Annotated in this window: 22 protein-coding genes; all 22 read right to left on the bottom strand. The window is 49.1% G+C overall.

The window, feature by feature from the left end; genetic code table 11:
* Positions 1 to 370: NAD(P)-binding domain-containing protein (locus FT726_RS19360; RefSeq protein ID WP_346303245.1), on the bottom strand; the 370-nt coding region annotated here is incomplete at its 3' end.
* 130 nt (positions 371 to 500) lie between these two features.
* On the bottom strand, positions 501 to 1,739 hold the full coding sequence (locus FT726_RS19355; RefSeq protein WP_346303244.1) for a hypothetical protein: 1,239 nt from the start codon (positions 1,737 to 1,739) through the stop codon (positions 501 to 503).
* A 14-nt stretch (positions 1,740 to 1,753) separates the two neighbouring features.
* On the bottom strand, positions 1,754 to 2,881 hold the full coding sequence (locus FT726_RS19350) for a glycosyltransferase family 4 protein (RefSeq protein WP_346303243.1): 1,128 nt from the start codon (positions 2,879 to 2,881) through the stop codon (positions 1,754 to 1,756).
* A 33-nt stretch (positions 2,882 to 2,914) separates the two neighbouring features.
* Positions 2,915 to 3,787 carry a glycosyltransferase gene (locus FT726_RS19345; RefSeq protein ID WP_346303242.1) on the bottom strand — a complete coding sequence of 291 codons (873 nt, stop codon included), beginning with the start codon at positions 3,785 to 3,787 and terminating at the stop codon, positions 2,915 to 2,917.
* Positions 3,784 to 4,935: a UDP-galactopyranose mutase gene (glf, locus tag FT726_RS19340; protein WP_346303241.1), complete on the bottom strand. Its 1,152-nt coding sequence runs from the start codon at positions 4,933 to 4,935 to the stop codon at positions 3,784 to 3,786. Before glf ends, FT726_RS19345 begins: the two co-directional genes overlap by 4 nt.
* A 4-nt stretch (positions 4,936 to 4,939) precedes the next feature.
* Positions 4,940 to 6,841 (bottom strand): DUF4422 domain-containing protein, encoded by a 1,902-nt coding sequence (locus tag FT726_RS19335; RefSeq protein ID WP_346303240.1) that lies wholly within the window; start codon positions 6,839 to 6,841, stop codon positions 4,940 to 4,942.
* Between the two features lie 9 nt (positions 6,842 to 6,850).
* Complete coding sequence (locus FT726_RS19330; RefSeq protein WP_260640495.1) at positions 6,851 to 7,588, bottom strand: ABC transporter ATP-binding protein; 738 nt, start codon at positions 7,586 to 7,588, stop codon at positions 6,851 to 6,853.
* Complete coding sequence (locus FT726_RS19325) at positions 7,588 to 8,355, bottom strand: ABC transporter permease (RefSeq protein ID WP_346303239.1); 768 nt, start codon at positions 8,353 to 8,355, stop codon at positions 7,588 to 7,590. Before FT726_RS19325 ends, FT726_RS19330 begins: the two co-directional genes overlap by 1 nt.
* 281 nt (positions 8,356 to 8,636) lie before the next feature.
* On the bottom strand, positions 8,637 to 9,650 hold the full coding sequence (galE, locus tag FT726_RS19320) for a UDP-glucose 4-epimerase GalE (RefSeq protein ID WP_058757297.1): 1,014 nt from the start codon (positions 9,648 to 9,650) through the stop codon (positions 8,637 to 8,639).
* Positions 9,651 to 9,695: 45 nt separating this feature from the next.
* Positions 9,696 to 10,592, bottom strand: coding sequence for a UTP--glucose-1-phosphate uridylyltransferase GalF (gene galF, locus FT726_RS19315; protein WP_288421948.1), 897 nt, complete (start codon positions 10,590 to 10,592; stop codon positions 9,696 to 9,698).
* Positions 10,593 to 10,682: 90 nt separating this feature from the next.
* Positions 10,683 to 10,895 carry a hypothetical protein gene (locus tag FT726_RS19310; protein ID WP_346303238.1) on the bottom strand — a complete coding sequence of 71 codons (213 nt, stop codon included), beginning with the start codon at positions 10,893 to 10,895 and terminating at the stop codon, positions 10,683 to 10,685.
* Positions 10,896 to 11,035: 140 nt separating this feature from the next.
* A complete protein-coding gene (locus tag FT726_RS19305; protein ID WP_021509334.1) occupies positions 11,036 to 12,376 on the bottom strand; it encodes an MOP flippase family protein in 1,341 nt (446 codons plus the stop codon).
* Complete coding sequence (locus FT726_RS19300) at positions 12,373 to 13,596, bottom strand: glycosyltransferase (protein ID WP_150058654.1); 1,224 nt, start codon at positions 13,594 to 13,596, stop codon at positions 12,373 to 12,375. Before FT726_RS19300 ends, FT726_RS19305 begins: the two co-directional genes overlap by 4 nt.
* Positions 13,597 to 13,599: 3 nt before the next feature.
* Positions 13,600 to 14,862 (bottom strand): colanic acid biosynthesis pyruvyl transferase WcaK, encoded by a 1,263-nt coding sequence (gene wcaK, locus FT726_RS19295; protein ID WP_058757295.1) that lies wholly within the window; start codon positions 14,860 to 14,862, stop codon positions 13,600 to 13,602.
* A 309-nt stretch (positions 14,863 to 15,171) separates the two neighbouring features.
* On the bottom strand, positions 15,172 to 17,382 hold the full coding sequence (locus FT726_RS19290) for a phage tailspike protein (protein WP_346303237.1): 2,211 nt from the start codon (positions 17,380 to 17,382) through the stop codon (positions 15,172 to 15,174).
* A 69-nt stretch (positions 17,383 to 17,451) separates the two neighbouring features.
* Positions 17,452 to 18,486 (bottom strand): glycosyltransferase, encoded by a 1,035-nt coding sequence (locus FT726_RS19285; RefSeq protein ID WP_021509330.1) that lies wholly within the window; start codon positions 18,484 to 18,486, stop codon positions 17,452 to 17,454.
* A gap of 155 nt (positions 18,487 to 18,641) precedes the next feature.
* On the bottom strand, positions 18,642 to 19,394 hold the full coding sequence (locus FT726_RS19280) for a glycosyltransferase family 2 protein (RefSeq protein WP_058769966.1): 753 nt from the start codon (positions 19,392 to 19,394) through the stop codon (positions 18,642 to 18,644).
* 70 nt (positions 19,395 to 19,464) lie between these two features.
* Positions 19,465 to 20,382 carry a glycosyltransferase family 2 protein gene (locus FT726_RS19275; RefSeq protein WP_058757292.1) on the bottom strand — a complete coding sequence of 306 codons (918 nt, stop codon included), beginning with the start codon at positions 20,380 to 20,382 and terminating at the stop codon, positions 19,465 to 19,467.
* A gap of 395 nt (positions 20,383 to 20,777) precedes the next feature.
* A complete protein-coding gene (gene wzc, locus FT726_RS19270) occupies positions 20,778 to 22,955 on the bottom strand; it encodes a tyrosine-protein kinase Wzc (RefSeq protein ID WP_021509327.1) in 2,178 nt (725 codons plus the stop codon).
* Positions 22,956 to 22,967: 12 nt separating this feature from the next.
* Entirely contained in the window at positions 22,968 to 23,402 is a 435-nt protein-coding gene (locus FT726_RS19265; RefSeq protein WP_021509326.1) for a protein-tyrosine-phosphatase, read from the bottom strand.
* Between the two features lie 9 nt (positions 23,403 to 23,411).
* Complete coding sequence (locus FT726_RS19260; RefSeq protein ID WP_031280061.1) at positions 23,412 to 24,542, bottom strand: polysaccharide export protein; 1,131 nt, start codon at positions 24,540 to 24,542, stop codon at positions 23,412 to 23,414.
* A 299-nt stretch (positions 24,543 to 24,841) separates the two neighbouring features.
* The coding region (gene wbaP / locus FT726_RS19255; RefSeq protein WP_346303236.1) for an undecaprenyl-phosphate galactose phosphotransferase WbaP at positions 24,842 to 26,220 on the bottom strand (1,379 nt) is incomplete at its 5' end.

The following is a 26,220-nucleotide window of genomic DNA, read 5'->3' as shown; positions in this document are numbered from 1 at the left end:
CGATGAAGTTGAAGCCCTGATCAGACAGTTCTTTATTACGACGGATAGTGTCTTTATAGAAGGTGTTACCACCATCAATCAGGATGTCGCCCTTATCAAGGTGTGGCGTCAGTGAAGCGATGGTTTTATCTGTCGCTTCGCCTGCCTGTACCATCAGAAGGATGCGGCGGGGTTTTTCTAACGACTCAACAAACTCTTCCACGGAGTAATAAGGGGCAAGTTTTTTGCCTGAGTTATCCGCTATGACTTCATCTGTTTTCTCGCGTGAACGGTTGAAGATAGAAACAGTGTAACCGCGGCTCTCAATGTTAAGAGCCAAATTGCGACCCATGACTGCCATACCTACAACGCCGATTTGTTGCTTGGACATTATCTACTCCTATCACAAGTAAAGTTGGTAACGAGATACCAACGTAACTTTAAAGTTATATCAAAAAAAAATTATAACAGCTACTGAAAATGAAGTGTTTAATTAAATTCTTAAAAGATAACTTAAATTGCTAATCACTTCTATTTTCTAAGGCGATAATTTTCTTCTCTAATTGCTCAACTTGGCTTTCGTAGGCTCTAATTTTCTCAATGTAATATTTAAACTGACTTAATGTATTTGAATGTTCTTCTTTTAAAGCCTTATATAACTTAATTATGGATGAAGAATCAAATTCAGCTAATTTTGACTTCCGAATTTCATATTCTAATCTACCTTGTAGATCGAGTATAACTGGCAACAAAACATCTGGAGAAGATATTTTATCAGCTTCTACTCCATATTCATTATCGAACCCCTTGAATGCATCATCAATAGCAGCTTCAAGAGACTCTGAATTGGAAGGATTAATCCAGTACTTTTCAAGCAAATATGCAAGGTATTTCACTTGATTTTCGTTCATAGGAATGGCGTCTAAAATAAATGCATTTTCCAAGTCCTTAAGATCAATCAATTCTTGACAAGAAAACTGCCATTCACATTTTCCTGAACAATAAACTGTAGTGCCATCAATAAGAGCTTCAATACCAACACCTGAATTAATAGTAATAACTGATTTGGCTTTTCTAATTAAATGGTGAATATTGCTATTGCTTTGTATAACCCATGGATTAGATGTTGATAATTTTTTTAATGTCTCTTCTACAGCAGTAGAATTACAAAACGGATGTCGTTTGACGACAAGATGAGTTTTTGTTCGTTGTGCTATATTTGCTGCATCAACAAGGAGCTGAACGCCATCAAAATGACTATGAATCGAAACGGGATCATTCTGGACTTGCATAGGATAAAAAACAAAGTCATGAATGTCCGAAGGAAGAGGTTCATCAGACTGAGGATATTTTGAATCGTTGGTTTTTTCAAAAATGCCACGCCACTTCTCCAGCACGGAATTAGCAATAGCGATATCTTGTGATTTTATGCTTCTTTCGTAGAATTCAGGGTTGACGCAAATATCAGCCCATCCTGAATAACCCCTACGATCAAAAGTAAAAAGTGGCGTGACCGGTGCCTCTTTGATATGAAAAACATTTTTTTCATTACTCCATGAATGATATGAAAAGATTAGCTCTCCTTTAGCCGGTTTTCTAGGTGCTTCATCGGCCCCAAACGGTACCTCCCTAAAATATAAGGGAATTTTCCTTTGAGCTAAAGTAATTATGAGTTTTGAAATTAAATGTTCATGTTTATACCCATCCACAGGATTTTTTATCCAGGATATAGGCATCTCGACGACAATTTTATTAATCATGGATTGCTCCTTCATTAGTTCAAATTTTTATAGATGCTGAGTGTCCTGTTAATAACATTATCTGATGAAAAATTAGCAATTACCAATGCTCTGGCTCTCAAACCAAAAGTTTTACGCAATTCATAATTCTTTAGTAAACATTCGATTTTTTGGGTCAAGTCCTCTAGGTTCTTTTTCTCAACTAAATAACCAGTGATAGCATGTTTTATGATACTGCTACAGCCGCCATTGTCATATGCAATGCTTGGCCTGCCTACTGCAGATGCCTCAATCAATATACGAGGAACCCCCTCCGCATAAGTTGAAGGTAACGCAATTAAGCTAGAATTTTGGATTAGTGAATTGACATCATAAGACCTGCCAAGCCATGTAATTAAACACTGCTCATGCCATTGTTGAATTGTTTCAATGGGAATAGAATCCGGATCATCTTTAACAACAATGCCAGCAACTTTTAATTCAAAATCAACTCCTCGCTTGAGTAATATTTTCTTTACTTCTACTAAATCTCCTAACCCTTTGCTCCAAATTAATCTACTTGCATATAAAACTGATGATCGCGACCCTTGTTTTTCTAATTCAAATTTAAATTCATTTATGTTGACGCCAGCACCGTCTATTACTTCAGTCTTAGCAGAGTCAACATTAGTTAATCCAATAATCACCTTACGATCATTTTCATGTTCGAAAATGAGGAAAACATTTTTTTTAGCTACTATCCAGCTATAGCATTTTTTAACAAAAAATCTTAAAAATTTGTATTTTTTGCTATTGTGAGAAAAAACACGTCCCAAGCCGACAAAACTTAATACTAATGCTTTATTAAAAAATTTAGCGTAAATACCACCAATCAGGCATGATTTGATAGTTATACAATGAATTAAATGTGGATTTATATTTAGCAAAATTCGAAAGGCTTTATAGGAATCCAATAGTGACCGACAAATCCCAAGTGATTGCTCGGCCATATTTGAATTGTGAGTAATAAATCCCATACCATTAAGTTCATTCCTAATGGATGTACTTTCGAAATTGCAAACAATATGAACTTCATAACCTTCACTTAAGGCAGCAAGCGCGCGCTCTTTCCAGTGTAGATCGAAGTACCAATCAGAATTGATAAAATAACATACTTTTTGCATAATTTTAATTACCTTAATCTCCCTCCCCCCGCATTAATTAAATAAACCGTCGCAAATCCCTCTCATTATATTTTTCATATATTCGCGTTTATTATCACTCTTAAACACCAAAGAAGAATATTTAATTAGTCGCAAAATTATTGATAAATTACTGAATGGTGGTTTTGTTTTGAAATATTTCCTCCCCCACAATAAGTTCCTTGTTAAATAATAAACTTTCCAAGGTGGCATTACGACATTAGTGTGAGGAACATCATGGTAAAATGTTAACGATGGATAATGCCACATTATCCTTTTCATAAGATGAAGCGACCAAGCATAATACACGTCGTCAAAATATATAAATAAATACTTTCGTATTTTATAGAAACTTTCTTTAACGACTTGTGTTCTAATAAACGTTCCAACAAAAGAAAAAGTGACAATTCTTTCGTTATATGTATCTTGTGCAATAAATTTTTCGTTGTTAATTAATGAAGAAAAAACTTCAAAAACAGTCGAAGGTATTTTCACCCATGGGATATTCATTTTACAGCGCAAATGATCGGTACTCACCACATTCGTAGTGATGACATCAATCTTGTCATTATCAACTAATATAAATTTTTCAAGTAGATTACTTTCTGGATAAGCATCATCATCATAAAAAAGGATCCATTCTGCATTACAATATTTTGATAGCCACTCTGCACCTCGAAAAAAACCACCGGCACCGCCATCATTTACATCACTATTTATAACGACAATTCTGTCATCTGTTAATTTAGCTAGCCATTCTGTCGTGCCATCATTTGAAGCGTTATTAACAATAACTATTGATTTGAAAGGGAGCAACAATGTTGCTCCTAAAGTTTTTTTAAGTTTTTCTAATCGGTTATAAGTTACGATAAGAGCTGTAACACTCATCTTGCATCGACCGCAAAAGAAGGCATTTTTTTACCTTCTTTCTTATTATTAATGAACATTTCAGCAGTATTTAACGCTTCTAAAATAGTAACATCCATATCCAGGTAACGATAAGTCCCCAAGCGGCCAATGAATGTTATATCTTCTTCCATTTCTGCTTTATTTAAATATTTATCCAGTAACGACATCTCACCCATTTGCCGAATCGGATAATAGGGGGTGTCCTTTTCAGAACATAGGCGACTATATTCACGGTAACATACTGACGAATCATGCTTTTCCCATGGCGAAAAATATTTATGCTCTGTTATCCTGGTATACGGAATCTCTAGCTCACAATAGTTCATGACCGCACAGCCTTGGTAATCGCCATTATAAGTAAACTTTTCGAAGTCAAGAGTGCGATACCCCAGTCGCCCTAAATCATAATTGAAATAACCATCGAGAGGGCCACTAAAAAAGATATGCTCATAGTTATTTTTAGAACTAGGATCATATTCTGTATCTAGTTCAACGCTAATATTTTTATGATTCAGGATTGAGGCAACAATTGGAGTATAACCTTCTCTCGGCATGCCCTGATATTTATGATTAAAGTAATTGTCATCATAGTTAAATCGCACTGGCAAACGTTTAAGAATAGAGGCTGGAAGCTCGCTTGGATTCATCCCCCATTGCTTTATAGTGTATCCTTTAAAGAAAGCCTCATATAGCTCTTTCCCAACGAAGCGAAGGGCCTGCTCCTCAAAAGTCTTAGGGTCAATAATACTAACATCACCCTTTGATTCTATTAACTTTTTTGCTTCATCTGGCGAACAAGTCTTTTTAAAGAATTGGTTTATCGTATGCAAATTGATTGGTAATGAAAAAACCTGCCCCGCTACAGTTGCTTTTACACGATTTGTATAAGGCATCATTTCACAATGGTTACAAATAAATTCCCATACTTGCTGATTATCGGTGTGAAAGATATGGGGGCCATATGTATGGACCATTACCTTGGTTTGTTCATCTCTTTCACTATAACAGTTACCTGCAATGTGGCTTCTAGAATCAATAACCTTAACTTTATAATTTTCCTCAGCTAATTCACGGGCAATAACAGCTCCCGAAAAACCAGCACCGACGATAAGAATATTTTTATTCATGTGTCTATCCTAATATTACCCTACGAATTCTGTAATAATTTTTTGCTATTAACTGCCTACGTGAACTACCAATTGGTGCAAACTTATTTAACCAAGGCATTAGTCTTCTTTTAATTTTAGTTTGGAAAAGAATGGTTTCTTCTTTATTAACTACGATAGGTTGAGAATGTTTATTTAGCCGTTCGTATACTTCTTTTTGCCATGGCGTATTATTAATATAACTTATAAAGTTGTCGAAAAAGTCAACAGCAGGTGTATCCCAAGGTTTATTTTCACCTGCGTAATGAATCATCTTTGGTGCTTTTCTTGACTTCAGAAAACTCATATAAGTACTAAATCGTAAGTTAGGGAAAAAGTCATCAGTGTTGCCATTCCCATGATAAACATTCCACTCATACGGTAAATAATAAGTTCTATTATAGAAAACCTTGTTCATTATATCTTGATCTAAAAACCAAAAGTTTCTTGACTTCATTGTGGATATTAATTTTTCATAGGTATTTTCGTCATTCATTTGAGCAATGTTAAATACTATGATGCCTGCCTGAAAATACTTTTCTGTATCTTCCATTTTTAAAACATCACGCAAGTATTCCTGCGCAGTAACGTTTTTCAAGTCATCGACGTGAGCAATAGCACCAAACTTTACGAATCCTTCCATTACAATATCTTTTACAGCAGCAATGAGATTATTGCCAAGCTCTAAAGACATCAATTCGGAAACGTCACTCTCAACAACAGTATCGGCATCTATAAACAATACTTTTTTAAAACTACTAAACAATGATGGAATAAACAAACGCGCATATGTTGCAGCACTGAAATGAGCTCGTGTATAAACAGCTTTCATTTCACTAAAAGCATTAACATCGAAGAATCTGATAGAGATATTTTTATTATTATTTACTAACGTCAGAATCCTGGATTTATTTCTACTCGAAACATTATTCTCAAGTACCACTATGTCATAGTTATGGTGCTGATTTGAGTTTTTTATGATTGAATTAATCAACGCACCGCCGCTATGAGCATAATTTTCATCAAAACATATAACGACTGGTATAGCTCGCTCATCGAAAGCAGGTTTTATTTTTCCATTAAAAGTTTCATTAGTTACAAATGTTCGCTGTAACTCTTTTATTTTAAGTGTAGATGAATTACATTTATGGATAATGAATATATTGAACAGTCGTTCTGATATATGCCCAATAACTCTCTTTTCTTGTGCATTGTAATTTTTCAAAGAAAAATTATCTTCTAAATTGCTTAAAATATTAAAGAGCCACTCTGAATATTCTTCAAAAAGTTCCTTTTTCATCACAAACATATTTGTGTAATAACCTTCAGAGGACGAGTTGAAGGTTTTGACTGCAGCAGCATATTCAGGATATAAATAAATCAGGCTATCAATAGCACTTTGATAATCTTCAATATGTAAGTAACGAGAAACTTTATAGTGTTCGTAGTTATTCTTACTTCCCGCCTGTTTTACATTCCATATTTTAGGTAATAATACATCAAATCCATCGATTGCTTTTAAAATATCGCTTTTATTTAAACCAATTTTTTTTTCATAATTCTTATCGATGATATCTTCATTTATTACACCCCATACATCTTCTTCGAAATCCTGATTTTCCGAAAAGTTTAAATGTCTACGATAATGCATGAAGCCAATATAATCGGAAAGTTCAGTATTCTTCCATACCCAATATTGTGCAGTCAATTCACAATAGAAAGGATTTTTATATGAGATATGATCACCGGTGTCATCTCCTGCGCAACATATGTCATTTAAGCTATTTTCTTTGCCGACATGAAGCGGCTTTATTATAGGATCAGACAAAAATGCGCTAGGTTTGTGATGGCTTGTATATATTGATATTGAGGGATTTTTGACTTCCATTTGCATTCCTTACATTGAAGAGCGATATTGTTCGAGTATATCTGTAGCGCTGCCGGTTGCTTTCAGACGATGATTTTCTATCCAAATCACGCGATCGCATATTTTTTCGATGTCTGAGAGATTATGACTCACAAAGAGAATAGTTACGCCCTTAGCTTTGAATTGGTTAATTGTATCAATGCATTTTTTCTGGAACGCATAATCACCAACCGCGAGCACTTCGTCAATAATCAAAATATCAGGATCAACTTGTGTTATTACCGAGAAACCCAGCTTCGCCAACATCCCGCTTGAATAAACTCGAATAGGCTCATCAATAAACTCACCCAACTCAGAGAATTCTATGATTTTATTGATTCTTTCATTGAGTTGTTTTCTTCTAAGCCCTAATAGGGTTGCGTTTAAACGGATATTTTCTCTTCCTGTTAACTCAGGATGAAAACCGCCTCCTAACTCAAGCATTGAAGCCACCCTGCCGCGAGTTACAACGCTTCCTGAAGATGGTTTTATAACTCCAGCTACGAGCCCTAATGAAGTACTTTTTCCTGCTCCATTCCTGCCAATTAGCGCAACCGACTGACCTTTTTCTACATGAAACGATATATTTTCGATAGCTAGATAACTTCTACCAGATAGTAGAGATAAGGCTCTCTTTGGGTTAAAAATGAGTTCTTTTATACCTGAACCAATATGATGGTACAGCGGATATTTTTTCGTAACGGAGTTAAATTCAATTGCTATGTCCATTATAAAATCTCCGCAAAGCGATATTTTAACTTATTAAATACCCATGACCCTAATGCCAGAACGACAAACCCAACCAAATATAATGTCAGGATCTTTTCGTAATCAATATATCCATCCATAAATAAAGACCGCCAACTTAATACCATATCAGCCAGCGGATTGTAATTTATTAGCCATTGATACTGTTGTGGTATCATATCCCCAGCATATAGAATGGGGGTGCAATAAAATAACAACATAATCCCTAAAGTGATAAACCTCTCTAGATCTCTAAAAAACAAATTCAATGTAGATAAGATTAGAGATATACCATAGGAGAAAATAAGCTGCCCCAATAAAATAATTGGTATTCCCCATAACCAGTTCCAGTGAGGTGTCATATTATAAATTAATAGAAATATAATAATGACTGGAATTGTGCATAAGAAATGCAAGCATTCCATCATAACGTTACTAAACGGTATGACGGAACGGGGAAAGACTGTTTTCTTTATTATCTGAGCATTCGCAATAAAGGAGAAAAGTGAATTTGTTGTCGAACTCGCAAACCATTGCCAAGGAAATAATCCAGTAATTATAAAAATAGTATAGTTGGGTATTTGCACTCTCATTATTAGTTTAAAAATAAAATAATAAATCATTGCAAATAATAAGGGATTGGCTATAGACCAAAGATACCCAAGGAAACTACTCTTATAACGAACCTTTAGTTCTTTTTCTGTTATGACTGTTATTAAGTCAATCAGATATCCCAAACTTAACTTCATACGTTTCGCTCTAGTCTCAAGCTTGCGCTAGTGGTTAATTTATACTCAACAAAATAGATTTGACACGCTACCGCCCCTGGCTTTTACGCTACCAGAGAGCAGAACATTCTATAAGCAAATTTGAAAAGCCTTGTTTAAATAACGAACCTTTAACTGGTGCTGTTTGCGCCATTAAATCGACGCCCGAGCTTACCATTTCTGATTCAATAATTAAAATAACTGCCGCTTTGAAAAGCAAAAAAGCCTGTCCGCAGACAGGCTTATTATTAGTTTGAAACTAATTATTTGAATCCATTCGGATTCTTCGACTGCCAGTTCCAGGTATCGCGCATCATCGCATCAATACCGCGCGTGACGCGCCAGTCGAGCTCTTTGTTGGCCAGGCTGGCATCCGCCCAGAACGCCGGCAGATCGCCGTCGCGGCGCGGTTTGAACTCGAACGGAATCTGTTTACCGGACGCCTGCTCAAACGCCTTGATCATCTCAAGCACCGAGAAGCCTTTGCCGCCGCCGAGGTTGTAAGCTTTGTAGCCTTCAACTTTTGGCAGGTGATCCAGCGCTTTCAGGTGCCCTTCCGCCAGGTCGACGACGTGAATGTAGTCGCGCTGGCAGGTGCCATCTGGCGTCGCGTAGTCATCGCCAAACACGCCTAGCTTGTCCAGACGCCCAATCGCCACCTGCGCAATGTACGGCAGCAGGTTGTTCGGAATACCGGTTGGGTCTTCGCCAATCTCACCGGATTCGTGCGCGCCGACCGGGTTGAAGTAGCGCAGCGCGATGGCTTTGAAGTTCGGCTCGGCTTTGGCGAAGTCGCGCATCACGAACTCAATCATCAGCTTGGAGGTGCCGTACGGACTGGTGGTGCCACCAATCGGCGTCGTTTCGACGTACGGAACCGGTGCGTCAGCGCCATATACGGTGGCGGATGAGCTGAAGATGAAGTTCCACACGCCGGCGGCGCGCATCTCTTCCAGCAGCACCACGGTCCCGGCGACATTGTTCTCGTAATATTCCAGCGGCATGCGCGTTGATTCGCCGACCGCTTTCAGCGCGGCGAAGTGGATGACGGCCGAGATGTCATTGCTGGCAAACAGATCGCGCAGGCAGGCGCGGTCGCGGATGTCGCCTTCAACGAAGACCGCTTTCTTACCGGCCAGCTTCTCAACGCGATTGATTGCTTCGCGCGAGGCATTGCAAAGGTTATCCAGGACTACAACGTCGTCGCCGCGCTCTAACAGCGCCAGCACCGTATGGGAGCCGATGTACCCTGCTCCGCCCGTTACCAAAATAGCCATGTGTACTCCTTTAAAACCGCGCAACCTGCGCGGCGGGGAAAGAGATTATTTTGCCAGAATTTTTTGGATTGCTTCGCGGAAATCGCGGCCCTGGGTGTTGTTGCGCAGACCATAAGAGACGAATGCCTGCATGTAGCCGAGTTTACGGCCGCAGTCGAAGCTGGTGCCGGTCAGCAGCTGGGCATCAACCGGTTTTTTCCGGCTCAGAGAGGCGATGGCATCGGTCAGCTGGATACGGCCCCAGGCACCTGGCTCAGTGCGCTCCAGTTCACCCCAGATATCCGCAGAAAGCACGTAACGGCCCACGGCGGTCAGGTCTGAGTTCAGCTCGGACGGATGCTCAGGTTTTTCCACGAAGTTGGTGATGGTGCTGATATCGCCCGGGTTATCCAGCGGCTGCTCGGTGGTCAGCACGCCATATTCAGACAGGTCTTCGCCCGGCATGTGTTTCGCCAGAACCTGGCTGCGGCCGGTCTCTTCGAAGCGTGCCACCATCGCGGCAAGGTTGTAACGCAGGTGGTCAGCGGTAGAGTCATCCAGCAGCACGTCTGGCAGGACCACCACAAATGGGTTGTCGCCAATCATCGGACGGGCACACAGTACCGAGTGGCCAAGACCCAGCGGGTTCGCCTGACGCACGTTCATGATAGTCACGCCCGGCGGACAGATTGACTGCACTTCGCTCAGCAGCTGGCGTTTCACGCGCGCTTCAAGCAGCGCTTCCAGCTCGTAGGTGGTATCGAAGTGGTTTTCCACTGCATTTTTGGAAGCATGGGTGACCAGCACAATCTCCTTGATGCCCGCCGCCACGCACTCGTCGACAATGTACTGAATCATTGGTTTATCGACGATAGGCAGCATCTCTTTCGGAATGGCTTTAGTCGCAGGGAGCATATGCATACCGAGACCCGCAACCGGGATTACTGCTTTAAGCTTGGTCATATTTATTCCATTTCATGAAGTGAATACGTGGGGTCGATTATGCAGGATCGGCCGGTTGAGCAAGTATAATCTTTATCTGAAAAACCGGCACTAACTCTCTGTCAACACATAAAAAATCGTCAAAAAGTCCATCTGCCAGTCAGCGATGAGGCGGGAAAAAAAAGTGGCTAAATGGCTGAAAAACAGTGGAAGGCAGAGTGCAGGGCGATGACCGGTGAGGCCAGTGATTGTTGAGCGTTCAGACCGGCGTTGTGGAAACATCATTGGGGCGAAGATGGAAGCGTATTTTTGAAAGGTCGCCATGAATGGCGCCCCTACGGGATCACTGCAGGTTTTTGTAGGGTGCGCATTTGATGCGCACCGGCAGCTGCACGTCAGTCACCGATCACATCTGATGATGCCGGGCGGTCGCAGTTGCTAACGACCGCCCCCGTCATCACCGCTTACAGCCAGCCCTCAAACCACTCGGGCATCACGAACAGGTTGAAATGATTCACCAGCAGCATCAGGCCGACAAACACCACCGACACCGACACCCACTGGCGCGCATAGGGCATAAAGCGGATGCCAATCACCGGTTTGATGAAGAACGGATGCGCGAAGGCGGAGATCAGCACCTGTGAAATCGACAGCGTCAGCGCCACGTAAATCACGTTCGGCCAGATCCACGTAGTGGCCAGCACCACCACCACCACCAGGCTGGCGACGATATTCCAGTAGAACTCGACGTTGGTGCGTCCGTTCGCCTGGGAGATCGCGCCGGTCAGGCCGCCCATCGGGCGCAGCATACCGAACAGCAGCATCAGCGGGATCAGGTGATACACCTGCTCGTGCGAAGCGCCATACAGCACACGCACAATCACCGGAGAGAGAATACCAATCGCCAGGTACATCGCGCTGCTGAACAGCATGATGACGAAAGTGCCTTTGAGGAACAGTTTTTTCAGCTGCTCGGGATCGTGCTGCTTCTCGGCGAAGCGCGGCAGCGCCAGGCGGTTAATCACCGGCGACACCAGCTTCAGCGGCTGCAGAATCAGCTCTTTCGCCAGTGAGTAAATCCCCAGCATTTCGGCACCCATCACTTTACCGACGATCAGCGCATCGGCCTGAGTGCGCAGCTGGTTAATGGTCTGCGAACCCAACTGATAGATACCGTAACGCACCGCGCTGACAAAGGTTTTGCCGTCGAACTCCCAGGTTGGCCGCCACGACTTCTCGCCAAAGTAGATCATGCAGAGAATGCGCGTGAAGGCGTTGATGAACAGCCCGAGAATCGCCGCCGCTACCGTCAGGGAGGTGAAATAGAGCATCGCCACCGTACACAGGAAGGCAAACAGCTTGGTGCCCATCTCAATCTTCGCCAGCGTCACCATGCGTTTGGTTTTCACATAGTGCGCCTGATACTGCGACAGGTGACCGAGCACGAGGAAGTTAAGGCTGGTGAGCATAATCAGCGCCGTCAGCTCCGGCAGATGGTAGAACCACGCCACCGGCCAGGCGATGGCCAGCATGATTAAACCGGTACAGAAGCTCAGCGAGACGTTAACCCAGTAAATAGTGCTCTGCTCACGACGTGTAATCTCCTGACGATGCACGATGTAGCTGCTCATGCCCATGTCCTGCAGCACGGTAGCCACCGCCAGAATGGCGTTGATGATCGCCAGCAAACCCAGCTCGTGCGCTTCCAGCTTGCGCGCCAGCACCGCCAGCTGCAGCACCTGCAGCAGCGCGGCAAAGCAGGTGCTGCCAAACAGCCACACCGCCTGTTTTTTTAATCCACTCACACCATGCGCTCCAGAATTTTCGCCAGCTCACCGTAAGCGATGTGCTGATTGAACTCGGTTTCCACTTTATGGCGCGCTGCGGCCACCACCGGTGCAACGTCAACGTCGCCGCGCGACAGGCGCAGCAGCGTGTCCGCCAGCTCACCGGCATCATTTTCCGAGACCAGCCAGCCGCTGACGTTATTCTGAATCAGCTCCGGGATGCCGCTGTGGTAGGTGGACACCACCGGCAGGCCGACCGCCATCGCTTCCATCAGCGCCACCGGAATGCCTTCCATATCGCCATCGGCGGCGGTTTTCGACGGCAGCAGGAAGATGTCGGCCTCGCTCAGCGCCTGACGAATCTCCTCCTGCGGCTTGAAGCCCGGCATGGTCACCATATCTTCCAGGCCGGCACGCGCGATGTGCTCGCGCATCATGCCGTCCTGCTCGCCGTTACCAATGATGGTGAACTGGAACTGACCGCCGTTATCGCGCAGGATTTCACTGGCTTTTACCGCCACGTCCAGCCCTTTTTTCTCGGTCAGGCGCGCCACCGAAACGATGCGCAGCGGTTTGTGGAACGCGTCGCGCGGCTGGAAGTTAAACTTTTCCGGCTCGATGCCCATACGCGTGACGTGCACTTTCTCGCGCGGACAGCCCATCTCAATCAGCTTGTTCTCCCACAGATGGCTGATCGGCAGCATCAGTTCGCTCTGTCTGAACAGGTTGATGTAATCCAGTTTGTGCTCTTCGAGAATGTGGCGACGCGAGATGTCCGCGCCGTGGAACACCGTCGCCTGCTTGCCCTTCAGTACCCCCAGCTCGCGCAGTTTATTCGCCAGCGCACCGGCATAGCCGAAGTGCACCAGGAACACATCGGCGGTAAAGGTCTGCCGGGCATTTGCGACAATGGCTGGCAACAGCAGCTTTTTTGCCTGCGCACCGTAGCGGCCAACGTTAAGCGACTTCAGCAGCGCCGGCTTGGCGATTTTCGGCAGCATCAGTCCGATGCGCTGGGTCAGTTTGTCGAGGTTTGATACCTTCTCTTCCGGCAGCAGATAGTGGGTTTTCGCCGCCAGATTGTACTCATCGAACGCGGCATGACGGTTGATCATGTCGCCCGGAAACACCGAGATGATCTCGACGTCATAGCCGGCATCGATGAAATGCGTCACCTGATTGAGGACAAACGTCTCAGAGGCAACCGGAAAACGCATGGTGAAAAAGGTTAGCTTCATCACTTACCCCAGGACGTTGAGAATTTCTTCGGTGATGCGGTTGCCGATTTCACGCTCCTGCGCCACCGCGGTGTTCACTTTTTGCTTCACGTTGTCGTAGTCCGCCAGCACCGTCTGCACTTTGTCGATCAGCGAGCCGTCCATCAGGCTCTGCACGTCGGTGGCCATCTGCGGCAGACCCAGCTGGTTCATCACGCCGAGCGATTTGTGCTCGTAGTTGATGGCCACGGCTGGTGTGCCGAAGTTCATGGAGATGATTGCCGAGTGCAGGCGTGTGCCGATGGTGAGATGGCAGTGGCTGAGCAGGATGCCGAGTTCCAGGTCGTTGAACTCGTCCATGATCACATGGTAGTGCTCCGGCTGCTCAACGTGGTCGCGCAGCGTCAGCGCCACCATACGGTCATCTTTGGCATAGCTGTCGATGCCGGTACAGGTGGAGAACGCCACCACCTGATAACCTTCGGCGATCATGGCGTTGATCACCCGGCCAAACGCGGCTTCGTACTCTTTCTGCGTGACGCCAAGACGTTTGTCGAACGGTGCCAGCTCACGCACGGTGATGGCGATGGTTTTGCGCGACTGAATGATGTTCTGCCAGTGCAGCAGGTTGTGGCTCGGATTTTCCACCTCGCGCGCCTGCACCAGGAACGCGGTGTCCACGCCCTTCTTCACCCGGCTGGTGGTCACGCCATCCTGCTTCAGGCGATCGAGGCTGACCTCTTCGCGCAGCACCAGGCTGTCGACGCGGTCAAAAACAAAGTTTGCCAGCGCATTGACGCGCGGGTTTTCGAACGGGCCCACCGAGTGACCGATCATGTGCAACGGCTTCTTCGCCATCAGCGCGCACAGCGCGTGATCGAACTGGGTGACGCCGTACAGATCGACGAAGAACGAGCCGCCGACCTGAATGATGGCGTCATATTTCGCCAGGCTGCGGGTGAATTCCGCCAGATGCGGCGGCACCGAGAAGGATTTATACACGCCGCCTTTGCCGAGGTGCGCCATCATGATGTCCGGCATCAGACGGTTGGCGACTTTGCGCTTCAGGCTACTGACCAGCCCTTTTGGCGCCTTACTGTTATGCAGAAACAGCGAATCCTGCTGGATGTGCTGCTGCAGTAAATATCCGGAGCTGGTTGGATAGCGGCTGATGACATCGATATCCAGATCCCCACGCGCGGCCTGCAATGAATCAATCAGTCCACGTAAAATCGCGCCATCCCCACGATTTCCACAGGTATGGTTACCCACCAATAAAATCTTCATAAAAACTCCAGATAAATTTTTGTAATTTTTTACAAGCCGCCAGTTCCATACTGGCTAAGTGAACTCTGTAAGAAAAAACTGCTAATGGGCCAGCGGCCCGAAATTAACGACTGCCTGTTGTGACGTAATTGATACCTGCGACAGGTGTTACATGCGCGATAAATCGCGCCGCTACAGACTGTGCAAAGGGTCAGTGCAGAAATCACCTCTGCACAAACCGTAGCGGCGCAATTTATTGCGCTTTGCCCGTCCTGGCTCGATGCCGTTGTGGCCTCCGCGATAAATTGCACCGTTACCTGCGTTAAATCCTCACGACTTCAGCGCAAAATACGGCAGCGCCACCTGCTCGCCGTTGATCACCACTGAAACAAACCCCTTCGGCTGGCGCGTATCCACCTCTTCGGGCTTCAGCGCGCGCGACGCCAGCAGCAAATCGCCCTGCTCGTTGCCGCCGATGCCGGCTTTACCGTTGTGCAGGCTAAACCGCTGCGGGGCCGGCTGGCTGCCGCTGGTCGGACTGCCCTGCGCCATGGTGGCGTCAACGCGCGCACAGCGGCCGGTGAGGAAACGGTCTTTGGCGGTGCTCTTAATCAGCACCACCGCCGTCGGCGTCCAGCCCGCCAGTTTGACGAACACTTTGCTATCGGTATCGCTGCGCGCATCGACGCGCACCTCCAGCACCGGCGAACTGCCTTCCGCGGACCAGCTGGCTTCCGCCTTGCTGGTTTTGCGCTGCAGATGAATCATCGCGCGACCGCCGGTCTGTTTACCGCCCATCACGTCGAGCAGTGGCTGTTTATCGCTGCCGTTGCTGAACTGCGACTGACCAAACAGCTCGATCTCCCAGCTGTCACCCACGGTGGGCGAGTAAAAATTACCCAGCTCGAACCAGGTGGCCTGATTGGTGTTGTTGGTCAGACGGAAACGCGACGTGATGTAGTTGTATTTCAGGCTGCCGTCGATGGCCACGCCGTAAGACTCCACCCGCGTTGAGCCCATCTCCCAGATATTCAGCCAGCGCTCGCCTTCCAGCGAGTTATCGATCCAGCTGCCAGACTGCAGATTGGTCTGGCGCATGTTGAGGCGGGAATTGCGCGCGTTCAGCGGGTTTTTGCAATCTTCCAGGCTCAGCGCATCAATGATCCACTGGCCGTTCGAGATATCGCCGGGGTGCTCACTGTGCTCAATCCAGCCGTTATGAATGATCGACTGGCTGCAGCGCGGCAGGTTGAGCACCATGCCGCCGGTACAGCGCTGGGCGTTGAAGTTTGACAGCTCAATCGCCGTACTGTGGTCCCACGCACCCTGCTTCTGTCCGGACCAGCTGGCTTTGATCACGTCACCGGTACAGGTGTCGGCGTACCACTGGTCGATTTTGCAGTCCAGCGTATCCAGCAGGCTGATCGAGGTGCCGCCGACGCGGTTGAAGCGCAGGCAGGCACCGCGGAAGAACTGGCCGCCCGGACAGGTGTTGCGGAACAGTCCCTGTTTGTTTGGCCGCTTGTCGTTCTGACCGTTGAAGATTAGGTTGGAGATTTCGGTCCAGCGCGCATTCACCTGGAACAGGAATTCGGAACGACCGTCAGATACCAGCGTGGTCGCCGGGAAATAGCCGAAGTTAACCATCGCGCCGGAAATGCGGAAGAAGCGCTGCTGCTGATCGCCAAAGTCACAGCCGGTCACGAAGAAGGTGCCTGCCGGAAACTGAACGCAGATCTGCTGGTTAGCCTTGAGCGACCACTGATACATGGCTTTGATCGCCGGTGCCGTATCGGTTTTGCCGTCGGCGATGGCGCCGAAGTCAAACAGCGTCAGACGGTTGAAATCTTCCACCACGCGGCGCCAGTAGAACCCGTTACCGCTGAAAATCACGCCGCCATCATCTTCGCCTTCGCCATACACGCCGACGAACTCGCCGCCGCCCACTTCCAGCCCTTCGTGCCAGCTCTTCAGCTTGATTTTCGCTCCGGCAAACAGCGGTCGGGTTTTACGCAGCTCTTCCACCGACGGGATTTCGCCGATCAGCTGATAACCGTTCGGCTGCGCCAGGCGCTGGCTGAAGTTGCTGGCGTTCGGGCGCGACACGTCGCTGATGGAAAACAGCGTATTACCCTGGTTATCTTCCACCACCATCGAGTGCGCGGGATTGGCGATTAACGCGGCATTATCGTGAATAAACTGGGCAAAGTTGCCTTTATTGAGCGCAATTGGCTGGCTCACCTGGGAAACCTTACCGCTGGCGTCGCGCAGATACACCGGAATCTGGTTGCCGGCCTGGCTGGCATCTTTGCCTGCTGCGCCAATCCACAGTTTGCCCTCAAAGTTCTGCCAGAACTGCGGTGGCATGGTATAGACGTTTTCCGGCGTCAGAATCGGCACATCGCCCGGCGGGACGCTGGAGGCATCAACCGCTTTCAGCGCCGGCTGACCACTTTTGGCGGCGTAACTGGAAAACGCGCTCACCGACAGCGCGGCAACAATGGAGGAGGCTGCAGTTTGCAAGACTTCTCTTCTTTTCATGCTAACAATCCCGTGGTCATGGGGCCGCATGGCGGCCGAAAAGGTATCCCCGAGGCACGATAAAAGTGGTTACACCAGCGCCAGCCAGCTCTGTTTGATCTGATTACCGTCAAACTTCAGCGCCGTCTCTTTGGTCTTTTCGCTCATGGCAAAGAACAGGCGATCGTCGCTGGCCAGCTGCTCCATGCGCGCCAGGAAAGTGGCTTTGTCGTTCATTGGTACCAGGAAGCCATCTTCGCCGTGGTTGATGATCTCCTGCGGTCCGGTCGGACAGTCATAGGCCACCACCGGCAGCGACCAGGATTTGGCTTCCAGCAGTACCAGCGGCAGCCCTTCATAACGTGAGGTCATCAGCGCCATGTCGCTGTCGCGGTAGTAATCATTGATATTGCTGACTTTGCCGACAAAGTTAACGCTGCCGGTGATGCCCAGCGCCGCGGCCTGATCGTGCAGTTGCTGGCGCAGTTCGCCGTCACCGGCGATCACCAGCTTCCACTCCGGGTGTTTTTTGCTGAAGTCGGCCCAGATATCCAGCAGCAGGTCAAAGCCCTTTTGGTTATCGAGGCGGCCTACCGCCAGCGCCTGACGGCTGCGCGTCTCGCGCTGCCAGGATTTGTACACCACCGGATTAGGAATTTGCTGGCTGGGGATATGCCAGCGGGTGAAGACCTGATGGTCTTTGTCAGTCAGCACGATCACCTGGTCGTAGTAGCGCAGCAGCAGCCACTTCAGCAGTTTGATCGGCTTGCTGAAGGAGTTAATAGCGATGTGCTCGCAGGCGTAGGCTTTGAAGGTTTTTTTCTTCATTGCCATCAGGTTCCAGAAGGCAAACATCACGCTCAGGCGCCCCATACTGATCAGGAATACGCTGTCGAAGCCCTCCTGATGGATGCGCGCCACGGCACTTTTAATCGGGTTGCTGTGGCCTTCGAAGCTGACAATCTCTTTCACCCGCTCAAACGGGTAAAAGGTTTTGCCGTGCCCTTCCAGCGAGTAAATGGTGACGGCATGCTCTTCACCGAGGCACTCCGACATGAAGTTGCAGATATTCTCCGTGCCTGCGTAGGAGTAGGCATCCTTAATAACCAAAACAATCTTTTTCATCTGATACTTTTCACCTCAAATTGCTCAAATCCAGACCCAAGTCATTTGCGTTGCCGCAAGGCGGCAAGTGCGTTCATTCCCGGGAGCTTACTCAGGTAAGTGACCGGGATGGACGCGCGCAGCCAACGTAGCGGCAGCGCGAAGGACACAGGGTCTTAGCGATGTTTAAGGGTGAAAAGAACCCCATTCACCATATACCAGCCGTAATAGTAATAGATTTTTAAAGGATTGTTTTTATAGATAATTCTTAATAATTCGAGGTGCCATTTCGCCGCTTTATTTTTGTTACGCGACAGCGAATCGCCCAGCTCGTAGTAGTTGACCAGCGTCTTCTGGATCACCCGGGCTTGTTTGTAGCGGAGGAACAGCTCATAGAGGAACAGGAAGTCTTCATGGCCTTTACGCTGGAAGAAGATGCCCTGTGGCGGACGACGGAAACACACCGAGGAGAAGCAGACGCGATACTGCTTCTTCACGAAGTTTTCCTGCTGCAGATAAGGTTTGTTGTAGTTGATGTCGTGATCGGCGGTTTTGGTTTTGTAGTGATAATGGGTGATCACAAAGTCGTCACCGGCGGCCAGCGCCGCGGCCTGCTCGGCCAGTTTCTCCGCGTGCCATTCGTCATCGCTGTCGAGAAACGCAATGATCTCCTCTTTGGCCGCGCGCAGGCCCACGTTGCGCGTTTCCGCCGCGCCGAGGTTGACCTCGTTGCTGAGGATAGTGATGCGCGCATCCTGGCAATGCTCGCGCACAAAAGCGAGTGAATCATCGGTGGATTTATCATTGACCAGGTAGAGATGCCAGTCGCTGTAGGTCTGATTCACGATCGACTCAACCGCACGCAGCACGGTGTTGCGCGCGTTGTACATCGGCATCACGATACCGATGGTGCCAACATGATTTGTCATTTGTATACCCGGAGTGTCAGGAACCGAAAAAATGCTCCCGCTGCGGGAGCAAGTGAAAGTCATAAATCGATCAGGAAACCGCTCTTCGCCCCGTGAAGCGCGACTTCAGCTTATCGACCAGGCGATTGATGAAGTAGGCGCGGTTATCACGGTTGGTGAGGAAGAAGTAGCGCGCAAAACTGACGCTGGCCAGCAGCGAATTGCCATCCATTTTGTAGCGCAGCGGCAGCTTGAACGCTTTGTAGGTATGGATATCGCGCGCCGTCAGGTGCGGCTTCATGGTGTCGAGCCAGAAGAAGGAGTACTTCACCGACTCGCCTTTGTGTTTGGAACCAAATTTGGTCACCAGATGGTAGGTCGCCAGCGGTTTGGCGATCATCACAAATTCATAGCCCATGCGGTCGGCGCGGATGCAGAAGTCATAATCCTGATGGCGAATATAGCGCGCATCAAACTGGATTCTGGCGGCATCTTCGCGTTTCAGCACGATGGTACTGGTCTGGATAAAGCCGTAACAGCCAAACAGGTACTCCGCCACGGTCTCATTTTTCCCCGGCGGCTGCATCGGCATCACTTTGAGGAAGCTGCCGTCCTGATGAATATTGACCTGGCTGAAGATGACATAGCGCGATTTACCCTGCGCTTCCAGCTTGCGGATGGTATCGCACACTTCCAGCAGCTTGTCCGCGTGCCACTCGTCGTCGGCATCGAGGAAGCTGATGAAGTCGCCCTGCGCCAGTTCAATACCTTTGTTGCGCGCGCCGGCGCCATTAAGTTTGACCTCAGACAGCTCCAGTTTGATGTCCAGATCCTGATAGCGCTCGCCGCGCACCACCTGCGCCAGTTCCGCGGCATCGGCGGATTTGTCATCCACGATGATGACTTCAAAGTTGCGATAGGTTTGCGCTTTGACGCAATCCAGCGTCGTGACAATCGATTTCGACGCGTTATAAGCGGGAATTACAATTGAGAAGCGGATGTCCTGCATTGCCAGCACCTCTTAAACAGCTGTTCCAGATTCAACGGTAACGCGAGCGGCCTGTAGAAAGGAATCGGCTTTGTTCTGAAAAATCATGCCGTTAGTATTCTTTTTCAATAAGACTTTTCGTACCGTCACGGAAATACCTAAGATTGTGCTGTGTGTATGTTTGATGGTGCAAAACGCACCGAAAAAATCGTTATTATGTTCGCGGTATCAATTTCACCGCCGCAGTTTTATGCGGTTAATCACCGCACGTTCCGTAGCGGCGCAATTTATTGCGCGATAAATCGCGCCGCTACAATACTCTGCGGTGTATCCGCATGTTTTGCAGAGGCTCAAGGCATGGCGCTTAGCCAGAGACGCGCCATAAAAAGGGGCGGAAAATCCGCCCCCGATAGTGCTTAGCTTTTGCTCTCTTTGCCGTATTCGTAGTTGTAATAGTCGTAGCCATAACCATAGGCATTCGACGCTTTACGGACCACGGCGTTGAGGATGACGCCTTTAATCTCGATACCGTTCTGGGCGAAGCGTTTGTAGCTGACATCCAGCTCTTTGGTGGTGTTGGTTTCGAAACGCGCCACCATCAGCGAGGTACCGGCCAGCTTACCGATGATGGAAGCGTCGGTCACAGCCAGAATCGGCGGCGTATCGATCAACACCAGATCATAGTTCTTGCTCGCCCAGTCCAGCAGCTCCTGCATGCGACGATGCATTAGCAGCTCAGACGGGTTCGGTGGCACCTGACCGCGCGGCAGGAAGTCAAAACCGTACACGCCCTTCTGAATCATCGCTGGCGAGAACTCGCTCTTGCCCGACAGTACGTTAGACAGGCCGGTCTTGTTATCCGCACCCAGAAGCTCGTGGGTATAGCCGCGACGCATATCGCCATCGATGAACAGCACGCGCTGACCTGCTTTGGATACCAGCGTCGCCAGGTTGGCACAGATAAAGGTTTTACCAATACCCGGGCTGGCACCGGTGATCATCAGGATATTGTTTTTCGCTTCCATCATGGCGAAGTGCAGGCTGGTGCGCAGGCTACGAATCGCTTCAATGGAGAGGTCAGTCGGGTTACCCAGCGCCAGCAGGGTGTTGTGCGGATCCGACTTCTCTTTGCTGCCGCGTCGCGCCAGCGCTTCGGTGTCTTTCTTACGCTGCCACTCGGAGAGCGGTACGCTGGCATAGACGTTCATGCCCAGCTCTTCCAGCTGCTCCGGATTGTCGATACCGTGGTGGAACAGTGCTTTCAGCAGCACCAGACCAACCGACAGCATCAGACCCACAATCAGGCCCGCGACAATAATCAGCAGCTTCTTCGGTGCTACCGGGCTGGTGCTGGTTTCAGCACGGTCGATGATGCGCACATCACCCACGGTGCTGGCCTTGCTGATACCCAGTTCCTGCTGACGGTTCAGCAGCTGCATGTAGATTTCCTGACCGGCCTGCACGTCACGCGTCAGACGCAGAATCTCCTGCTGGGTCTGCGGCATGGCCGAGATTTTCTTGTTCAGCTGCGCCTGTTCCGCTTCCAGCGTTTTGCGTTTTTCCAGCAGTGCGCGGTAGGTCGGGTGGTCTTTGGTGAACAGCTGGGAAACTTCGGCTTCACGGAAGGTCAGCTCGTTCAGCTGGCTCTGGACGCTAACGGAAGAGTCGAGCGCCGATTTGGCTTCCAGCGACATGTCGACCGACTCGTTCTGACGACGGAAGGTGTTCAGCTTGTCTTCCGCATCGTCCAGCTTGGCACGCACGTTAGGCAGCTGGGTGCGCAGGAATTCGAGGCTCTTTTCCGCCTGCTCAGACTTACGCTCAACGTTCTGCAGCAGATAGTTGTTGACGATCTGGTTCAGCACGCGGCTCGCCTGCTCCTGATCTTCATCCTGGAACTCCAGGCCCAGCACGCCGGTGGTTTTGCCTTTATCGGCGACGGTCAGCGCGCCCAGCACAGTTTTAATCGCCTGCAGGTCGCTCAGTTTGGTAACGCTGAAGCTGGTGCCTTCGTCAGCCTGAATGCCGCTAACCAGCATGGTGACGTCGCCGTGCTGCTCCAGCTGACCGACGCGGCCTTTGAACAGCTCGTCGCCGTCTTTGCTCACGGTATAGGTCTGCGGACCGGTGACTTCCAGCTCAACGGTACGTTTGTCGATGCTGCGCGGAATTTCCAGGCGTGAAATGGCAATCTGCGCCGGCTTGTTGCCCATCAGGCGCGACAGACCTTTACCGATCACCGGGAAGTAGTTTTGCTGAATGACCGTGTCCAGACCGAGGTCGTTAACGGTTTTACCAATCACCATGCGGGATTCGATGATCTGAATCTCGGTGTCTGATGCTGGCGTGGTCGGAATCACATCCTGTAATTCGTTCAGCACCGAGGCGGTGTTTTTCTGCTCCACCTGCACCATAGCGTCCGCGCTATAGATTGGCGTAGCAAACAGTGTGTAGAGCGTTGCCATCAGCATAAAGAAAGCGGTGACCGCCACGATGATCCAGCGATGATCGATCAGCTGTCCCACAAGATGCGCCAGATCCCATCCATTCGAATCTTCTTTTGGCGCAGTCATAACCTTGTTTTTGATATTCATGGATATTCCCAACTATCGGCTTAGTACGTTAACCCATTTCTGGGTAGCGTTTTCCAGTAACCCGTAAACCTCTTCAAAGGCCTCACGGCTTTTTTTGTACGGATCCGCAATTTCCTGTTGGTTAAGCCAGTGGCCCAGCAGCATGGTCTTCCCCCGCGCGGCCGGATCGATGCGATTCACCTGCTCAACGTGGCGCTTCTCCATTACCAGAATCAGGTCAAAGTCACGGCACATGCTGGCCGTTAACTGCTGAGCCTCATGACCGTCCAGCGAGACGCCATGTTCAGCGGCGACGGCGCTGGCCGTCTTATCCGCCGGGTGGCCCTTGAGGGCGCCAAGACCGGCAGAGGCGATACGGGTATGCGGAAGTGCGCGTTTGAACAGACGCTCCCCGGTGGGGGAGCGGCAAATGTTGCCGACGCAGACGACTAACACTGACTTAATCATGGTAAAACCTTAGTCCGACCAGTTGCGGAAACGCAGCGCTGCGGAGCTTGCATCGTCGATACCCACGATGGTCGGCAGCAGTCCGGAAATCACGCGGTTCCAGCGGGTGATTGGTGTTGCGGTGACGTAGACAATGTCGTACGGCTCCAGTTGGAATTCGGTGCCCATCACCATCGACGCCGCATCTTTGGTGTTCAGCTGATAGATGTTGGCGATCTTGGTGCGGTTAGCACCGCGAATCGGACGAATGACGAATACGCCGGTGGCGTCAGAGGTGGTTTGATCCATGCCCTGTGCGTTACCCAGTGCTTCAGCCAGCGTCATGCCGCTGCGGTCCATCTTCAGCGTGGTCTGCTGTTTCACTTCGCCCATTACGAAGATCTTCAGATCGTCGTTACGCGGTACGTAAAGGATATCGCCCGGATAGAGCAGATGGTTCTGGCTCAGGTCGCCGTTTTGCATCAGCGCCTGCAGCGAAATGCGCTGCTCGCGGCCGTTGTGCGTCAGCACCACGTTGCGCCAGTCGGCGTCAGCGGCAAGGCCACCCGCGGCGTTTACCGCATCCAGCACGGTCAGCGGCACGTTGGTGATCGGCTGCTGGCCAGACGTGGTGACCGAACCGGTCACGTAGGCTTTCTGCGAACGGAACGCGGCCACATTGACATCCACCTGCGGACTTTCAATGAACTGCGCCAGACGACGCGCGATTTCACTGCGGATTTCCGTCACGGTGCGGCCTGCAACGCGCACTTTACCGATGTACGGATAGAAAATGGTACCGTCTGCCTGCACCCAGTTACCGGTGTCGCTGGCGCTACGGTACTGACCGGCCGGCGTGGTCAGCTCAGGGTGATCCCATACGGTGACGTTCAGTACGTCGCCGATGCCAACGCGGTATTGATAGCTCTGAATCTCGTTCTGCAGCAGCGGGTTAGCCTGAGCAACCAGCGGCTTCGGACGCATCTGTTCAACCAGACGCGGCGTCAGAGGGAAGACGTTAACGTATTTGTCGATGTCAAAATTGCTATCCTGTTGCTCAATGACATCTTTTCCGCTAGTGGAAAGGTGCGAACCTGGTTCGATGGTGCACCCGGAGAGGAAAGTCGCGGATACCAGTAACGGTATCAATTTAGTTTTCATTATCATCTGGTTCTTCGCTATCAGTTAATGATTGATAGAGGCGAAAACGCCGCTGTGTAAGCGTCTAACAAAAATAAAGGCAAGGAATTAAACACTGAAACTGAGGTTCATTATCATTAGCTCCCTGGTTTATGTTGTCATCCTGGTTGCAGACGACTTCAATTAAAGTGGGTTATCGTTAAGCGGCTTAATAACCCGCTCTGTTCGGGCTCGATAATGGCAGTTATCAGTTACAGACACTCCCAGCACCGGCAGTTATCAGGCGGGAACGTTATTTCGTCCCCTGCCCTTGCTGTCTATCAATAAGCGCCGTCGCGTTTGAGTACCACGCCGACCGTCTTAAACAGAATCGCGATGTCATTCCACAGCGACCAGTTTTTGACATACCACGAATCGAAATAGACGCGCGTCTCATAGTCAACGTCGTTACGACCGCTGACCTGCCACAATCCCGTCATGCCTGGCTTTGCCATCAGGTAATAATCAACATCACCGGCATAACGGCAGAGTTCATCTTCAATCACCGGGCGCGGGCCAACGAGGCTCATGTCACCGCGCACGACGTTCCACAGCTGCGGCAACTCATCCAGACTGGTTTTACGGATGAAATGACCGACTTTGGTAATACGTGGATCGTTTTTCAGTTTGAAATCTTTGTCCCACTCGGCGCGGGCTACCGGGTCGGTGCGCAGCACCTCTTCCAGCACCTCTTTCGAGTTAATCACCATTGAGCGGAACTTCAGGCATTTGAACTTGCGGCCATTGAGACCCACACGTTCGTGACCGTAAATCGGTGGTCCGCCATCACGGCCAACCATGAAGCCGAGTACCAGCAGCGCAGGTGACAGCGCGATGATGATGCTGAGCGCGCCGACGATATCGAATGCCCGCTTCAGGACACGCGAGGTGCGTTTCGCCAGGTTGTTATTCACACGCAGAATCATTACTTCATGGCTGAAGATGTAAGCCATATCGGTGCCGTACAGCGGCACGCCGCGCAACGTCGGGATAACCGAGACCGAGCGACAGTTATGCATCGCCAGCATTTTCAGCCAGCGGTCGCGGTGCTGACTCTGCTCAAACTCAACCGCGACGATGAACTGGGTTTCGCTGTTGGTCAGCTGCCACAGCTCCTGCTCGTTATGCAGCACCGGTACACCGGAGATGCTGGCCTGCGGGCAGCTGCCATCGACGTCGAAGAAGGCGATCACATCAAAGCCCATCACCTCTTCGCTCTGCAGCGCCTGCCAGGCTTCCTGCGCGTTACGGTTGCTGCCAATAATAATGGTTTGCTTTTTCCACATACCGAAATGATTCAGTACGCGTTTGGAAATAGCGCGCGCCAGCGGAATCAGCACCAGCGCTAAAATCCACGTTAATACCCAGACAAAACGGGACATCTGCCATTGTGATAATGCTGAAATTGACAAATCGATGACAGAGAAAATGAGAACGGTACGAAAGATCTCTTTCAGCTCAAACCAGAAGGGTTTGCGATAGGTATAATGACGCAGGCGAACCCAGAACCAGCCTGTACAAATTAAGGACAGGCAGACATGGGTGGCGATTTTTAAGTTGAGGTCTTTTTCAGAAATATCTGCCAGTGGAGAATCGGCGAACGAATTAATCAGCGCGAGTGCAATAAACAATGCCGCGTTGAAACAAATTAAATCCGAGC

The sequence above is a fragment of the Pantoea sp. Morm genome (genome assembly GCF_016643525.1).
GTDB classification, from domain to species: domain Bacteria; phylum Pseudomonadota; class Gammaproteobacteria; order Enterobacterales; family Enterobacteriaceae; genus Pantoea; species Pantoea dispersa.
The sequence above is the reverse complement of the archived record's forward strand: the minus strand, read 5'-3'. Positions and strand labels throughout refer to the sequence as shown.